Source organism: Streptomyces aidingensis (assembly GCF_900112355.1).
GTDB classification, from domain to species: Bacteria; Actinomycetota; Actinomycetes; order Streptomycetales; family Streptomycetaceae; genus Streptomyces; species Streptomyces aidingensis.
In genome coordinates this window covers 31,905-46,794 of sequence record NZ_FOLM01000008.1, presented here as the reverse complement: position 1 = coordinate 46,794, position 14,890 = coordinate 31,905, and the positions used below count along the sequence as shown (strand labels likewise).

15 protein-coding genes and 1 riboswitch are annotated in these 14,890 nt (G+C 74.5%); of the genes, 10 read left to right on the top strand and 5 right to left on the bottom strand.

Annotated elements, in window-relative coordinates; translation table 11 throughout:
- Nucleotides 1-143: 143 nt before the first annotated feature.
- Nucleotides 144-279: riboswitch (glycine riboswitch) on the top strand.
- A 193-nt stretch (nucleotides 280-472) separates the two neighbouring features.
- The 7 genes from gcvT to BM242_RS15530 all read left to right on the top strand — a co-directional run bounded on the left by gcvT (nucleotide 473) and on the right by BM242_RS15530 (nucleotide 7,037).
- Nucleotides 473-1,636 carry a glycine cleavage system aminomethyltransferase GcvT gene (gene gcvT, locus BM242_RS15555; RefSeq protein WP_093839434.1) on the top strand — a complete coding sequence of 388 codons (1,164 nt, stop codon included), beginning with the start codon at nucleotides 473-475 and terminating at the stop codon, nucleotides 1,634-1,636.
- 100 nt (nucleotides 1,637-1,736) lie between these two features.
- Complete coding sequence (gene gcvH, locus BM242_RS15550) at nucleotides 1,737-2,120, top strand: glycine cleavage system protein GcvH (RefSeq protein WP_093839433.1); 384 nt, start codon at nucleotides 1,737-1,739, stop codon at nucleotides 2,118-2,120.
- Nucleotides 2,121-2,239: 119 nt separating this feature from the next.
- The gene (locus tag BM242_RS15545) at nucleotides 2,240-3,622 is read left to right on the top strand and encodes an L-serine ammonia-lyase (RefSeq protein ID WP_093839432.1); all 1,383 of its coding nucleotides are present in this window, start codon (nucleotides 2,240-2,242) and stop codon (nucleotides 3,620-3,622) included.
- A 656-nt stretch (nucleotides 3,623-4,278) separates the two neighbouring features.
- Entirely contained in the window at nucleotides 4,279-4,389 is a 111-nt protein-coding gene (locus BM242_RS28555; protein WP_107365135.1) for a keywimysin-related RiPP, read from the top strand.
- Between the two features lie 28 nt (nucleotides 4,390-4,417).
- Nucleotides 4,418-6,355: a lasso peptide isopeptide bond-forming cyclase gene (locus tag BM242_RS15540; RefSeq protein ID WP_093839431.1), complete on the top strand. Its 1,938-nt coding sequence runs from the start codon at nucleotides 4,418-4,420 to the stop codon at nucleotides 6,353-6,355.
- Nucleotides 6,352-6,606 (top strand): lasso peptide biosynthesis PqqD family chaperone, encoded by a 255-nt coding sequence (locus BM242_RS15535; RefSeq protein WP_093839430.1) that lies wholly within the window; start codon nucleotides 6,352-6,354, stop codon nucleotides 6,604-6,606. Before BM242_RS15540 ends, BM242_RS15535 begins: the two co-directional genes overlap by 4 nt.
- Nucleotides 6,603-7,037 carry a lasso peptide biosynthesis B2 protein gene (locus BM242_RS15530; protein ID WP_093839429.1) on the top strand — a complete coding sequence of 145 codons (435 nt, stop codon included), beginning with the start codon at nucleotides 6,603-6,605 and terminating at the stop codon, nucleotides 7,035-7,037. Before BM242_RS15535 ends, BM242_RS15530 begins: the two co-directional genes overlap by 4 nt.
- Before the next feature lie 66 nt (nucleotides 7,038-7,103).
- On the opposite strand, the gene BM242_RS15525 is transcribed toward BM242_RS15530, so the two are convergent.
- Complete coding sequence (locus BM242_RS15525; protein WP_093839428.1) at nucleotides 7,104-7,763, bottom strand: type III effector protein; 660 nt, start codon at nucleotides 7,761-7,763, stop codon at nucleotides 7,104-7,106.
- A 128-nt stretch (nucleotides 7,764-7,891) separates the two neighbouring features.
- Here BM242_RS15525 and BM242_RS15520 point away from each other — a divergent pair, with 128 nt between their 5' ends.
- Entirely contained in the window at nucleotides 7,892-8,323 is a 432-nt protein-coding gene (locus tag BM242_RS15520) for an Hsp20/alpha crystallin family protein (protein WP_093839427.1), read from the top strand.
- Between the two features lie 138 nt (nucleotides 8,324-8,461).
- Nucleotides 8,462-8,899: a DUF2267 domain-containing protein gene (locus BM242_RS15515; protein ID WP_425443865.1), complete on the top strand. Its 438-nt coding sequence runs from the start codon at nucleotides 8,462-8,464 to the stop codon at nucleotides 8,897-8,899.
- Nucleotides 8,900-8,927: 28 nt separating this feature from the next.
- On the opposite strand, the gene BM242_RS15510 is transcribed toward BM242_RS15515, so the two are convergent.
- Nucleotides 8,928-9,326: a hypothetical protein gene (locus BM242_RS15510; protein WP_093839425.1), complete on the bottom strand. Its 399-nt coding sequence runs from the start codon at nucleotides 9,324-9,326 to the stop codon at nucleotides 8,928-8,930.
- 162 nt (nucleotides 9,327-9,488) lie between these two features.
- On the opposite strand from BM242_RS15510, the gene BM242_RS15505 reads away from it, so the two are divergent.
- Nucleotides 9,489-9,788: a Thoeris anti-defense Tad2 family protein gene (locus BM242_RS15505; RefSeq protein WP_093839424.1), complete on the top strand. Its 300-nt coding sequence runs from the start codon at nucleotides 9,489-9,491 to the stop codon at nucleotides 9,786-9,788.
- Between the two features lie 64 nt (nucleotides 9,789-9,852).
- On the opposite strand, the gene BM242_RS15500 is transcribed toward BM242_RS15505, so the two are convergent.
- The 3 genes from BM242_RS15500 to BM242_RS15490 form a co-directional block, all read right to left on the bottom strand.
- Entirely contained in the window at nucleotides 9,853-12,072 is a 2,220-nt protein-coding gene (locus tag BM242_RS15500) for an NADP-dependent isocitrate dehydrogenase (RefSeq protein WP_093839423.1), read from the bottom strand.
- A gap of 83 nt (nucleotides 12,073-12,155) precedes the next feature.
- The gene (locus BM242_RS15495; RefSeq protein WP_245834123.1) at nucleotides 12,156-13,355 is read right to left on the bottom strand and encodes a sialidase family protein; all 1,200 of its coding nucleotides are present in this window, start codon (nucleotides 13,353-13,355) and stop codon (nucleotides 12,156-12,158) included.
- 227 nt (nucleotides 13,356-13,582) lie between these two features.
- Nucleotides 13,583-14,593 (bottom strand): S1 family peptidase, encoded by a 1,011-nt coding sequence (locus BM242_RS15490; protein ID WP_425443864.1) that lies wholly within the window; start codon nucleotides 14,591-14,593, stop codon nucleotides 13,583-13,585.
- Nucleotides 14,594-14,890: the final 297 nt, after the last annotated feature.

Sequence of the window (14,890 nt, the reverse complement as noted above, 5' to 3'; positions counted from 1 at the left end):
GACGGCCCGCCGCACGCCGCCCGCGGCGTCCGCCCCTCCCGCGCCGGACGGCCCGTCGTCCCCGGACCCGCCGGATGACGGGCCCGCGGCATGGAGCGGCGCGCACCGTGCGATGATGAGCACACAACCGAACACCGGCCGCTCGACCGCGCGCGGGAGAGTCCCCGGCCCCGGACACCCCTCGGACCGCCATGGCCCGGCGGACGTCCGGCACCGCCGGGGCGCCGAAGGAGCAAGTCCTCCCTTGAATCTCTCAGGCCCACCCACCGCGTACGGAAGGCAGATCTGAAAAGCGGACCGCGCCCGGCTCGTCGCGGACGGTCCCACCCACGGTGCAAGCCACCGCCCGCAGCGCGGCACCACGCGGGATGTGGCGAACCTCTCAGGTGCTGATGACAGATGGGGAGGACGAGAAGACGGGTGCGTCCGCGCACCCCTCGCCCCGTCCCCGACCACCCCTGGGAGCCGTCCCATGACCGCCGCCCCCGTTCCCGCCCCCGAGCCCCGGCCGACGGCGGCCCCGCGCGCCACCCCGCTGGACGCCGTGCACCGTTCCCTCGGCGCCACCATGACCGACTTCGCGGGCTGGCTGATGCCGCTGCGCTACGGCAGCGAGCGCGAGGAGCACCAGGCGGTGCGCACCCGGGCGGGCCTGTTCGACCTCTCCCACATGGGCGAGATCACGGTCACCGGCCCGGCCGCCGGCGCCCTGCTGGACTACGCCCTGGTCGGTCACCTCTCCGCGCTCTCCCCCGGCCGCGCCCGGTACACCATGATCTGCGACGCCGACGGCGGCATCCTGGACGACCTGATCGTCTACCGCACGGGCGGCACGGAATACCTGGTCGTCGCCAACGCCGCCAACGCGGGGACCGTGCTGGAGGCGCTGCGCGAACGGCAGGCCGGCTTCGACGCCGCGGTGCGCGACGACCGCGACGCCTTCGCGCTGCTCGCCGTCCAGGGCCCGGCCGCCCAGGGCATTCTGGCCCGGCTCACCGACGCCCCGCTGGACAGTCTGAAGTACTACGCCGGGCTGCCCGGCACCGTGGCCGGGGCCGGGGCGATGATCGCCCGCACCGGGTACACCGGCGAGGACGGCTTCGAACTCTTCACCGCCCCCGAGGACGCCGAGCCGCTGTGGCGGGCGCTGACCGGGGCCGGTGCCGGGGACGGGCCGGTGCCGTGCGGTCTGTCCTGCCGCGACACCCTGCGGCTGGAGGCCGGCATGCCGCTGTACGGGCACGAACTGACCCGCCGGACCACGCCGTTCGACGCCGGGCTCGGCCGGGTGGTGAAGTTCGGCAAGCCCGGCGACTTCGTGGGGCGGGCCGCCCTGGAGGAAGCCGCCGCCAGGGCCGGGTCCGCTCCGCCGCGCAAGCTGGTCGGCCTGGTCACCGAGGGCGGCCGGGTGCCGCGGGCCGGCCACCCGGTCACCGGACCGGACGGCACGGTGATCGGCGAGGTGACCTCCGGCGCGCCCTCGCCCACCCTCGGGGTGCCGATCGCCATGGCCTATGTGGAGGCCCGGTACGCGGCTCCCGCGCCGGCCGACGCCTCGGGCGTGGCCGTGGACATCCGCGGCACCCGCCGGCCCGCCGCGGTGACCCGGCTGCCCTTCTACCGGCGCGGGCGCTGAGCCCGGCCGGCCCGCCCATGCGCCCGCGTGCGCCCGTTGATTTCCCCCACCTGCGTATTCACCCCCTTTCGCACCTTCTTCATCCGGGAGAATCCACCTCATGAGCAACCCCGAGCAGCTCCGCTACAGCAAGGAGCACGAGTGGCTGTCCCCCGCCGAGAACGGCGTGGCGACGGTCGGCATCACCGCCCACGCCGCCGAGGCGCTGGGCGATGTGGTCTTCCTCGAGCTTCCCCGGGCCGGCAGCACCGTGCGGGCCGGCCAGACCTGCGGCGAGCTGGAGTCCACCAAGTCGGTCAGCGACCTCTACTCCCCCGTCAGCGGCGAGGTCACCGAGGTCAACCAGAACGCGGTGACCGACCCGTCGCTGGTGAACTCCTCGCCGTTCGAGGGGGGCTGGCTGTTCAAGGTGCGGGTGGACGCCTCCGCCGGCGATCCCGAACTGCTCACCGCCGAGGAGTACACCGAGTTCCTCAGCGAGTGACCCGCGCGCCGACGCCCCGCCGCCGGACCCACCCCCGTCCGGCGGCGGCCCGGCCGTAGCCGGCACCCCGGCACGCACCCAGGCACGCACCCCGGCAACCGGACAAAGGAGTCCGTCCCATGGCCCTCTCCGCCTTCGACCTGTTCTCCATCGGCATCGGGCCGTCCAGCTCGCACACGGTCGGCCCGATGCGCGCGGCCCGGATGTTCGCCCGCCGGCTGAAGGAGGAAGGGCTGCTGGCCGTCACCGGCGCGCTGCGCGCCGAGCTGTACGGCTCGCTCGGCGCCACCGGGCACGGGCACGGCACGCCCAGGGCCGTGCTGCTCGGCCTGGCGGGTCATGCCCCGGACACCGTGGACATCGCGCACGCCGACACCGCCCTGGAGCGCACCCGCTCCGCCGGCGTCCTTCCCCTCCTGGGCGCCGAGCTGGGCGACGCCCATCCGGTCCCCTTCTCCCCGGACCGGGACATCGTGCTGCACCGCCGCCGCTCCCTGCCCCAGCACGCCAACGGCATGGTGCTCACCGCCTTCGACGCCGCCGGCGCCCCGCTGCTCGCCAGGACCTACTACTCGGTCGGCGGCGGCTTCGTGGTCGGCCAGGACGCCATCGGTGCGGGCCGCATCACGCTGGACGACACCCGGTTGCCCCACCCCTTCCGCACCGGAGACGAACTGCTGCGCCTGACCCGGGAGACCGGGCTGTCCGTCTCCGCCCTGATGCTGGAGAACGAGAAGGCCTGGCGCACCGAGGCGGAGATCCGCGCCCGGCTCCTCCGTATCTGGCACACCATGCGGGACTGCGTGGACCGCGGACTGTCCCGGGAGGGCATCCTGCCCGGCGGCCTGAAGGTCCGCCGGCGGGCCGCGCACTCCGCCCGCCAGTTGCGCGCCGAGGGCGAGCGCGCGGAGAGCGCCATGGAGTGGGTGACCCTCTACGCGATGGCGGTCAACGAGGAGAACGCGGCCGGCGGCCGGGTGGTGACCGCCCCCACCAATGGCGCGGCCGGCATCATCCCGGCGGTGCTGCACTACTACACCCGCTTCGTGCCGGGCGCGGACGACGACGGCGTGATCCGCTTCCTGCTCGCCGCCGCGGCCATCGGCATGCTGTTCAAGGAGAACGCCTCCATCTCGGGCGCCGAGGTGGGCTGCCAGGGCGAGGTCGGCTCGGCCTGCTCCATGGCGGCCGGCGGCCTGGCCGAGGTGCTGGGCGGCACCCCGGAACAGGTGGAGAACGCCGCCGAGATCGGCATCGAGCACAATCTCGGCCTGACCTGCGACCCGGTCGGCGGCCTGGTCCAGATCCCGTGCATCGAGCGCAACGGCATGGCCGCGGTCAAGGCCATCACCGCCGCCCGCCTCTCCCTCCGCGGCGACGGCCGCCACCACGTCTCCCTCGACAAGGCCATCAAGACCATGAAGGAGACCGGCGCCGACATGAAGATCAAATACAAGGAGACCGCCCGCGGCGGCCTCGCCGTCAACGTCGTCGAATGCTGACCGGCCGGCCCGGGGAGGGAAGCGCGCGGCGACGGTGCCGAGCGGCTGCACGGCGTGGCGCGGACGGCCGGAGTCAGGATGCGGCACGGACCGTTCGGCGGCCTCGCGCGGTTCCCTGATGACGGTCGGCGCACGCGAGTGAACCACTTGCGGCACAGGTGCCGCTGCCGGTGTGCCTCCGGATGGCCGGGGGCGCGCCGCACCGCCGCCTCGAAGCGGTACCGGCCTGTTCCGGCGGCGCCCGCAGGCGGCGGGACGGGTGCGGGCCTCCCGGGCGTACGCGACCTGGCGGGCCCCGGCCAGTCCGGGCGCTCCCCGGTTCCGCTCCGCGTGCGCCTCCGTGGTGAGAAAGCGCGGACCCCGGGCCGAATGCGCGGAGCGGGATGGCCGCAACCGGCGCGCACCGGACGCGCGTCCGGCCGGGAAGGGATGTTCTCCCACGTCAAGGGCGCTTGCGGACCGCCGGTCGAGGACCGGCGATCCGGCCGGAAGTTGACGGGGAGCCAGGCCCGCCGCCCAATACCAACTCTCCATCCCATATGACTTATTTCCCCTCCCCCTTGTCCGCTCCGCGGCTCCTCCACTACGTGTGCCTACATCCCGTTCCGCCGGAACCGCGACCGGCACAACGGCACGCCGAGAAACCAGGAGGAAACATGAAGAAGGCCTATGAAGCGCCCACGCTCACCCGGCTGGGCGCCTTCCGCAAGAAGACCGGACTGCTCCAGCGCAGCGGCAACGACCGGCTGATCCTCAGCAAGAACTGACCGGGCCGGCCGACGGATCGCCATCCGCATGCACCGGGCGCATTCCAGCGCCGGACCCGGGCCCGGCGACGCGTATCTCGTGGTCCTTCCCGACCACCCCGATGCCGCCGCCGCGGCCCGGGCCCTCCGGCTCCCCGGCTCCACCGTGCTACGGCACGCCTCCGGCCGCCCCTGGCTGATCGGCCGGTGGGCACCCGGCGAACTGGTCACCGGCCGGGCCGGCCCGGCCGCCGCCCTCGCCCTGCTCGGCGGCACCGCCCCGGGCGGCCCCGCCGGACTCGCCCGCCACGCCGCCCGCCTTCGGGACCTCGCCGAACTGGACACCCTCGCCCGCACCCTGCCCGGCAGCACCCATCTGATCGCCGCCCTGGACGGCCGCCTCCGGGTCCAGGGCACCGCCTCGGGCCTGCGGCTGGTCTTCCACGCGGCCGTGCACGGCTGCCGGGTGGCGGCCACCCGCGCCGACGTGCTGGCCGACGCCCTGGACGCCGCGCCGGCGGCCGAACGGCTGGCCGTCCAGCTCCTCTGGCCCGTCCCGCACCCGCTCCCCGAGCAGCCGATGTGGACCGAGGTCGAAGCCGTCCCGCCGCACGAGGCGCTGTACATCTCGCCGGACGGCCGCGGCGCCCGCCACTCCCGCTGGTGGCACCCGCCGGACCCGGTCCGGCCGCTGGCCGGGGCCGCCGACGGGATCCGCGAGCGGCTGGCCGAGGCCGTCCGGCTGCGTGCCCACGGGCGGCCGGTGATCAGCGCCGACCTCTCCGGCGGCCTGGACTCCACCTCCGTCTGCTTCCTCGCCGCCGGCCCGGCGGCGCCCGATCCGCCGGGCCGGCTGATCGCCGCCACCTGGCCCGGCCGCGACCCGGCCGACACCGACCTGCACTGGGCACGGCAGGCCGCCGCGCACCTCCCGGGAACCGAGCATGTGGTCTGGGAGGCCGAGGCGTCCCCGCTGGTATACACCGGGCTGCTCGGCATCGACGACCTGCTGGACGAGCCGACCATCGGCGTCATGGACCGGGCCCGGGCCCTGCACCACCTTCCCGAACTCGCCGCCCGCGGCAGCCGGATCCACCTCACCGGCATCGGCGGCGACCATGTCGCCTGGTGCTCCGAGGCGTACTACCACCGGCTGCTGCGCACCCGGCCGCTGTTCGCGCTGCGCAGGCTGCGCGGCTTCCGGGCGCTGTGGGAGTGGCCGGCGGGCGGCATGGTGCGCGCCCTGGCCGACCGCCGCCCGTACCGCTCCTGGCTGGCCGGGGCCGCCCGCACGCTGCGCCGGCCCCCGGCGCCGTCCGTCGCCTCCGGGCTGGGCTGGGGCGTACCGCCCCGCCTCTTCCCCTGGGTGACCCCGGAGGCCGAGGAGCCGGTGCGGCGGGCGCTGCTCGCCGCCGCCGAGGAGGCCGGGCCGCTCCACCCGGACCGCGGCATGCACGCCGACCTGGAACAGATCCGCGCCTGCGGCCGGATCGTCCGGCAGTGGGAGGCGATGGCCCATCGGGCCGGGCTGCCCATGGCCTCGCCCTTCCTGGACGACCGGGTGATCGAGGCGTGCCTGGCCGTCCGCCCGGCCGAGCGCGTCACCCCCTGGGCGTACAAGCCGCTGCTCACCACCGCCATGCGGGGCGTCGTCCCGGACGTGTGCCTGCGCCGCACCAGCAAGGCGGAAGCCTCGCTGGACGCCGCCGACGGGCTGCGCCGCCACCGCGGCGACCTCGCCGAGCTCTGGCGCGACTCCCGCCTGGCCGAGCTGGGCCTGGTGGACGGCGAGGCGCTGCGCCGCCTCGCCCGGCGCCCCTCGGCCCCCGGCCTGCGGGACGCCATCCTGTACTCCACCATCGCCTGCGAAGTCTGGCTGCGCTCCGCCTCCCGCACCCGCCGCCCCCTCCCCTGCTCCCCCTCGTCTCCCTCCTCTCCCTCGTCCCCCTCGTCCACCTCTGCCGCCGGCCGAAAGGGCGCCCGATGACTCTCCGCTTCGCCTCCGGCGTCTCCACCGCCGAGACCGACTACGGCACCGTGCTGCTCAACGAACGCACCGGCGACTACTGGGAGCTCAACCCGACCGGGGCGGTGGTGGTCTCCGCCCTGCTGGCGGGCGGTGACGAACAGGCCGCGGTCACCGCCCTGACCGCCGAGTTCGACGTCACCCCGGAGGAGGCCCGGCAGGACGTCACCGCCCTGATCGGCGACCTGCGCGGCTCGGGACTGCTGGCATGACCACCCCCAGCGCGCTGGAACGCCCGGGCGGCGTGCCGCCGCGGCACCGCCTGGCCGCCCGGCTGGTGCTGCTCCCGGCTCTGCTCCTGGCCCGGCTCCCGCCGCACCGGCTGCGCTCCGTGCTCACCCTCCTGCGCCGCGGCGCCGCCCCGGCCTCCGCCGCCCGGACGGCCGGGGCCCGTGACGCCATGTGCGCGGTCAGCCTGCGCTGCGCGGGACCGCGCGGCTGCCTGCCGCGCTCCCTGGGCGCGGCCCTGCTCTGCCGCCTCGGCGGCACCTGGCCCACCTGGTGCGCGGGGGTCCGCCGCCTCCCGCCCTTCGCCGCCCACGCCTGGCTGGAGGCCGAAGGCCGCCCCATAGGCGAAGCGGTCCCCGACGACTACTTCCGCCCCCTCCTCACCATCCCCCCGTCCTCCTCCGCGCCGGGCTGAGCCGGAACCCGCCCGCCGCCCGGCGCCCCGGCCGCTCCCCGGCGCGGGCGCGGGCACGCCGCCGGGTCAGGGGGGTGTGAGGGTGTCCAGTCGGGCGACGAGATCGGGGTGGGTGGCGGCGAGGTAGGGGCGGGTGGCGCGGAGCGGGTGGATGAGGTCGGCGGGGTTGTCCTGGGCGAGGGCCGCGTGGAGTTGGCTGAGGGGCAGGCGGGCGGCGTCCGGCAGGCCGGCCAGGCCGGTGATCTGGCCGGCGAGGCGGCGCAGGTCGGCCGCGTTGCGGCGGGCCCAGGCGGCGGTGGTGCGCTCGGCGGCGCGGCGTTCGCGGGTGGCCCGGACTCGTTGTTCGCCGGTGGTTCCGGCGGGGCCGGGCCGGTTGCGCAGATAGCGGCGTTCGGCGGCCTGGCGGCTGGCGACGCCGAGGGGGTGGGCGAGGTCGGCCCAGCTCGCTCCGGCGTGGCGGGCCGTTTCGATCAGGCCGGTCTCCCATTCGGCGAGCTGCTCGCGCACCCGGCGCAGCAGCAGCAGGGAGGCCAGGGCCTGTTCCGCGCCGCCCTCGGGAACCTCGGGAACCTCGGGAGTCCCGGAGGTCTGGGGGGTCTGGGGGGCCTCCTGCCGGGCGGCGCGCAGGGCGTCGTCTATGGCCCGCAGGGCTGCCGCCGCCGCGAGGAACGACGCCGGGCTGTTCGCACCGGCGCTGGGTGAGGCCGGCTGGTCGGCCGGGGTCATGGGCACCTCCCTCTGCTCGTCATCCACTGGACGACACCTCCATTTGTCATCCATTGGATGACATGCTACAACGGTCTCAGTGAGGCGCATTGGCAGCAACTGGCCAAACCTTCTGGAGGTGCTTTCCGATGTTGATGCGCACTGACCCCTTCCGTGAGCTCGACCGGCTTGCGCAGCAGCTGATGGGCCCGGGCACCTGGTCGCGGCCGACCGCGATGCCCATGGACGCCTACCGCGAGGGTGACCAGTACGTGGTGGCCTTCGACCTCCCCGGCGTCAGCGCGGACGCGATCGACATCGACGTCGAGCGGAACATGCTGACCGTCAAGGCCGAGCGCCGCCCCCTGGCGAAGGCCGACGACGTGCAGATGGAACTCTCGGAGCGGCCGCTGGGCGTCTTCTCCCGTCAGATCGTGCTGGCCGACACGCTGGACACCGAGCACATCCGGGCCGACTACGACGCGGGGGTGCTCACCCTGCGCATCCCGATCGCCGAGCGCGCCAAGCCCCGCAAGATCGCCATCGGCGTCGGGGCCGGCCACAAGGAGATCTCCGGCTGAGCCGGACGGCCGAGCGCTCAGCAGCGGCGGAGGACGGGCATCCGGTCTCCCCTCCCCCCGTCCTCCGCGGGCGCGCCCACCCGGGTGACCGCGCCACGGGATCACGACCCTGGTGACAGAAAGGCAACTACCGCAGTGATGTCCGACCGGCACACAACGCTCCGGCGTCCCCACGACAGCGCGTACGAGCAGATGCTGGAGAAGGTCCGCTACGACGGCGCCTACCCCACCCGCGAGAAGGCCGAGGAAACCGTCCGCCTGGTCCTCGCGGGACTGGGACGCCAGCTCACCGGCGACGAACGCACCGAGCTGGCCGCCTGCCTCCCCGCCGAAGCCGCACGCATCCTCACCGCCCAGATACCCGACTCCCGGCCGCTGACCGGCTGGGCCTTCGTCAAAGACCTCGCCGCCCGCACCGGGGGCTCCCTGGCCACCACCCGGTGGGACACCGGCTCCGTCTTCTCGGCCGTCGCGGCCCACGCCGGTACCGACCTGATCACCCGCATCCTTCAGCAGCTCCCCCCGGGGTACGCGCTGCTGTTCGGCCGCGCCGAACTCATCACCCCCGCCGCGTAAGGCGGCGGCGCGGCGAGCGGGCGCGGGGTCAGCCGGGGGAGCAGACGTCGGTGAGGGAGTCGGAGGCGTCCAGGACCGGGGTCAGGTCGGGGGCCGGGTCGCCGGACTCTATGGCGGCACGGACGTTGTCGACGGCCGTCCGGAGGTCTTCGGTGGCCTGGCCGACGTCGGCGCCCTCGGTCTGGTCCCCGAGTTCGTCGAGGTTCCGGTCTATCTCGTCCAGGGAGGCCAGCGCCTGGGCCGGGTCCTCGTCCAGGCTTGCGACGGCGGCCTGGAGCTCGTTCACCGTCTCCGCGATGGTGACCGCGGTGTTGGCGCAGTCGATGGCGTTGGAGATGACGTCGCAGGCGGTGAGGGAGAGCGGAACGGTCAGGGAGAGGGCAAGCGTGGTGACGGCGAGTCGCGGCGCGCGGCGGCGGCTGGGCATGCGGGCGGGTCCTTTCTGGCGGGCGGAGCCGAGATATGCCTGCCCCGGTTGTGCAGACCGCACGCCCCCCGGGGGTGCGGCGCGGGGAGGCGCGGCCTGGCGAAGGGTAGCGGAGATGTTCACCCGCTTGGGCGTAGTAAGCGGTCTCTCTAACCTGGCCGCATGAACTACTCAGAGGCGCTGAGCGCGCTCAAGGCCGGACGACGCATCGCCCGCCGGTCCTGGATAGAGCCGGGCAAGTGGGTCTCGTGGAAACCGGCCGAGGAGGTCACCGCCCCCGACGGCACGGTGTACACCCAGGTGGCGCATGCCCTGTTCTGGCGCCCGAACAAGGGGACCACCGAGCCGTGGCTGCCCAGTTTCGACGCCCAGGCCGGCGACGACTGGTACGACGTGGACGCCGAGGAGTCAGGGGCGTCGGCGGAGTCGGCGGAGGCGGGGCAGGCGTCGTCCGGCACCTGATGCCGGGCGGACGGGCGGCGGGCCGGGAACGTCACCGACGGCGTTCCCGGCCCGCCCGGGGTGCTCAGCCGAGCGCGTCCAGGGCCTGGTTGAAGGTCGCGGAGGGACGCATCACCGCGGCGGCCCTGGCCGGGTCGGGCCGGTAGTAGCCGCCGATGTCGGCGGGCGAGCCCTGGACGGCCAGCAGCTCCTCCACAATGGTCCGCTCCTGGTCGGTCAGGGTCTTGGCGAGCGCGGCGAAGGCGCCGGCCAGTTCGGCGTCCTCGGTCTGCGCGGCCAGCTCCTGCGCCCAGTACAGGGCCAGGTAGAAGTGGCTGCCGCGGTTGTCGATGCCGCCGAGCCGCCGGGTGGGGGACTTGTCCTCGTTGAGGAAGGTGGCGGTGGCCCGGTCCAGGGTGTCGGCCAGCACCTGGGCGCGGGCGTTGCCGGTGGTCCGGGCGTAGTGCTCGAAGCTGACCGCCAGGGCCAGGAACTCGCCCAGGCTGTCCCAGCGCAGGTAGTTCTCCTTGACGAGCTGCTGCACATGCTTGGGCGCGGAGCCGCCGGCCCCGGTCTCGAACAGCCCGCCGCCGTTGATCAGCGGCACCACCGAGAGCATCTTGGCGCTGGTGCCCAGCTCCAGGATGGGGAAGAGGTCGGTGAGGTAGTCGCGCAGCACATTGCCGGTGACGGAAATGGTGTTCTCGCCGCGGCGGATGCGCTCCAGGGAGAAGCGGGTGGCCTCCACCGGGGCCATGATCTCGATGGTGAGGCCGGTGGTGTCGTGCTCGGGAAGGTATGCGCGGACCTTCTCGATCAGCCGGGCGTCGTGGGCGCGGCCGGCGTCGAGCCAGAAGACGGCCGGGTCGCCGGTGGCGCGGGCCCGGGTGACGGCGAGCTTGACCCAGTCACGGATGGCCAGGTCCTTGGTCTGGCACATGCGCCAGATGTCGCCGGCGCCCACCGCATGCTCCAGCAGCACCGCGCCGGAGGCGTCGGTGACCCGGACGGTGCCGGTGGCCGGGATCTCGAAGGTCTTGTCGTGGCTGCCGTACTCCTCGGCCTTCTTGGCCATCAGGCCGACATTGGGCACCGAGCCCATGGTGGCCGGGTCGAAGGCGCCGTTGGCCTTGCAGTCGTCGATGACGGCCTGGTAGACGCCGGCGTAGCTGCTGTCCGGCAGCACGGCCAGGGTGTCGGCCTCCTGGCCGTCCGGGCCCCACATGTGGCCGGAGGTGCGGATCATGGCCGGCATGGAGGCGTCCACGATGACGTCGCTGGGCACGTGCAGGTTGGTGATGCCGCGGTCGGAGTCGACCATGGCCAGGGCCGGGCCCTCGGCCAGCTCGGACTCGAAGGAGGCCTTGACGGCGTTGCCCTCGGGCAGATCCTCCAGGCCCTTGAGGATGGCGCCGAGACCGTCGTTGGGGCTGAGGCCGGCGGCGGCCAGGGTCTCGCCGTGCGCGGCGAAGGTCTTCGGGAAGAAGGCGCGCACCGCATGGCCGAAGATGATCGGGTCGGAGACCTTCATCATGGTGGCCTTGAGGTGGACGGAGAACAGCACGTCCTCGGCCTTGGCCCGGTCCACCTGGGCGGCGAGGAACTCGCGCAGCGCGGCGACCCGCATCACCGCGGCGTCGATCACCTCGCCGGCCAGCACGGGTACGGACTCGCGCAGCACGGTGACCGTGCCGTCGTCGCCGTGCAGGGTGATGCGCAGCGCGCCGTCGGCGGCGACCACCGCGGACTTCTCGGTGGAGCGGAAGTCGTCCACGCCCATGGTGGCGACGGCGGTCTTCGACCCGGGGGTCCAGGCGCCCATCCGGTGCGGGTGGTTGCGGGCGTAGTTCTTGACCGAGGCGGGGGCGCGGCGGTCGGAGTTGCCCTCCCGCAGGACGGGGTTGACGGCGCTGCCCTTGACCTTGTCGTAGCGGGCGCGGATGTCCCGCTCCTGGTCGGTCTTGGGGTCGTCGGGGTAGTCGGGGAGGGTGTAGCCCTGCGTCCGGAGCTCGGCGATGGCGGCCTTGAGCTGCGGGATCGAGGCGGAGATGTTGGGCAGCTTGATGATGTTGGCGCCGGGGGTGCCGGCCAGTTCGCCGAGTTCGGCGAGGGCGTCGTCGATCCGCCGGCTCTCGTCCAGGTATTCCGGGAAGCTCGCGATGATCCGGCCCGCCAGCGAGATGTCCCTGGTCTCCACGGCGACCCCGGCGGTGGCGGCGTAGGCCTGGACCACCGGCAGGAACGAGTACGTCGCCAGGGCCGGCGCCTCGTCGGTGTGGGTGTAGATGATGGTCGAGTCAGTCACCGGATGCTCCGCTCCAGGTTTTGTCCGTCACTTTGCTCGACATCAAGATATCTCGCCGGGGGCGGGCATGCGCCAGGGGCCCGTCAGGGCGCGGCCGGGCCGGCAACGGAGCCGGGAGCGGGGATGGGGACGCGGGCGAAGGTCAGGGTTTCGTAGGAGGCGGCGCGGCCGGTCTCGTAGAGCACGCCGACCGTGTCGCGGCCGAGCCGGACGAGGTCGGAGTAGCCGGCCGGGCCGGGCGGCAGCCGCTTCGGGTCGGACAGGTCCCGCCAGGTGCGGCCCTGGTCGGCGCTGATCCGCAGGGTGAGGTCGGCGCGCCGCCGCGGGTCGGCGGGCGCGGAGTGGATCAGCAGGCCGGGGCCGTCCAGGTGCAGCAGCCCGGCCTGGACGACGGGCCCGCGCAGCGCGGGCTGGGGGGTGAAGGGAGTGAGCAGGGCGGTGCCGCCGGGCGCGAGCAGGGCGGCGGCCCGGGTGGCGGGCGAGGTGCCGTACTGGTTGCGGGCGCCGGCGTAGATCCGGCCGTCCGGCAGTTCGGCGAGGGCGGTCTCGCTGAGCCGCAGCGCGTCGCCGGGCGGCTGGGCGAGATAGCCGAGATGCCAGGTCCGGCCGCCGTCGTCCGAGTAGAGGGAGTGGGCGCCGTGCCGGGTCTCGCCGCCGGGCGCGCGGTAGGTGTGGTTGGCGGGGAGGAGCAGCCGTCCGGGGTGCGGGCCGTGGCGCAGCACCAGGGCGTGGCCGGGGCCGGTGGCGTACCACTGCCAGCCCTCCGGCTTCACCTGGCCGGTGATCTCCCGGGCGGGCGAGAAGGTGGCGCCGGCGTCGTCGCTGTGCTGGACGAAGACCCGCCGGGGCAGTACCGAGTCCGATGGGTTGCGGCAGGTCAGCAGGGTGATCCGGCCGGTGAGGGGGTGGACGGCGGGGGTCGGGTTGCCGGCCGTGTCCCGGCCCGCGTCGGTCACCACCCGCAGCGGGCCCCAGGTGCAGCCGCCGTCCGGCGAGCGGCGGGCGACGACATCGATGTCGCCGTGGTCGGCGAAGGAGTCCCGGCGGCCCTCGGCGAAGGCCACCAGTACCCGCCCGGTGCGCACCACCGCCGGAATCCGGAAGCCGTGGTAGCCCTCGGTTCCGGAGACGAACGGCACCGAGGTCTCGCACCTCCCCGGCCCCGCGGGCGCCGCCGGTGCCGGGTCCGCAGGTCCGGCGGCGGCGGCGTGGCGGGGGGCCGGGAACAGGCCGAGCACGGCCGGCACGGCCAGCACCGCGAGCGCCGCGAGCACGGCAGGCACCGCGCGCACGGGGCGCCAGGGGCGCGGGGCGAGCGCGGCGCACGGCGGCGGGCCCGGGCCCGCCGCCGCCCGTCGGGCCGGCTTCGGCTTCGGCTTCGGCTTCGCGGTCGTCCCGGTATCTCTCGGCATCACCGCAGCAGTGTGGTCCGGCCCGGCCGGGCGGCGGCGGGCGACACGGCGGGCCGGTCGGCCGTACGGAGCACCGGCGGGCCCGGTCCGGTGCCCGGTCAGTAGACGTACATGCCGTAGGCGTCGAGGGCTTCGACGACGGGCTGGAAGAAGGTCGTTCCGCCGAAGGAGCAGTTGCCGCTGCCGCCGGAGGTGAGGCCGAGCGCGGTGGAGCCGGAGTAGAGCGGGCCGCCGCTGTCACCCGGTTCCGCGCAGATGTTGGTGCGGATCAGGCCGTGCACGATGTCCCCGCCGCCGTAGTTGACCGAGTAGTTCAGACCGGTGACGATGCCGCACCGCACCTGGGTGGTGGCGCCGCTGCGGCAGGCGCGCTGGCCCACATACGGGTTGGCCGCGTCGCTGATCTCCTGGTACGACCCGTTGTGGAGGGAGACGTTGCCGGGACGGGAGACGCCGGAGTCGTACCGGCCCAGTCCGTAGTCGTCGCCGGGGAAGGACGACGCCTGGGTGTAGCCGAAGTAGTTGCCCGGGGTGGCCGGCAGCGCGGTGTGCCAGTGGGGGTACGGCGGGGTCGGCCCGTAGGGGTCGTCGGTGCAGTGCCCGGCGGTGAGGAAGTAGTCGCCGGCCGGGTGGACGGAGCCGTCGGAGCGGACGTTGAAGCCGAGCGAGCAGCGCCAGCCGAGGTCGGCGAAGATGGCCTCGCCGCCGCTGAGGTAGCGCCGCAGGGTGCCGCTGGTGCGTTCCACCTGCACGGCGTCGGCGAGTTCGCCCGCGCCGCGCCGGATCCTGGCGAGTTCGGCCCCGGTCACCGTGGCGTCGGCGACCACCACGACCTTGCCTGCGGCCCGGTCGACCGCCCAGGCGGTGCCGCCGATGTCCGCGTCCAGCACGGCTTCGCCGGCCGCCGCCAGTTCGTCCGCGCTGTAGCCGCGGGCGGAGTCCGCGGCGCCGGCCGGGACGGCGGCGTGGGCGGCGCCCGGAAGGAAGCAGGCGGCCAGGGCGAGCAGTCCGGTGGCGGCGGCGGTCAGCCGCCCGCGGCGGGCCGGGCGGCGCGGGGTGCGTCGTGGTGGGCGGTGGGGGGTGCGGGCTTGTGTGCCATTGCTTGTCACGGAACGTCTCCTCCCGGGGGATTCCGGCGCCCGCCGGGTCCCGGCGGGGGCATGAGGCGTGGGGACCGCCTGCGGGAATCCGGCTGGCTGGTGACGTGTACTCGTCAGTACGCGTCTGTTCCGATCGTCGGCAAGCCGCACCGCCGTGCCAAGTACGCCCTCCGGACAGCGGACACGATCACAACAAGGGCATCTCCGCAGGCCGGCAGCCAACTCCGGGCATCTCCCAGGAACCTTCGGACAACACCGCACACAGCCGTCGCAAAGGTCCGGGAAGCGCGGTGTTGACGGGTCGTT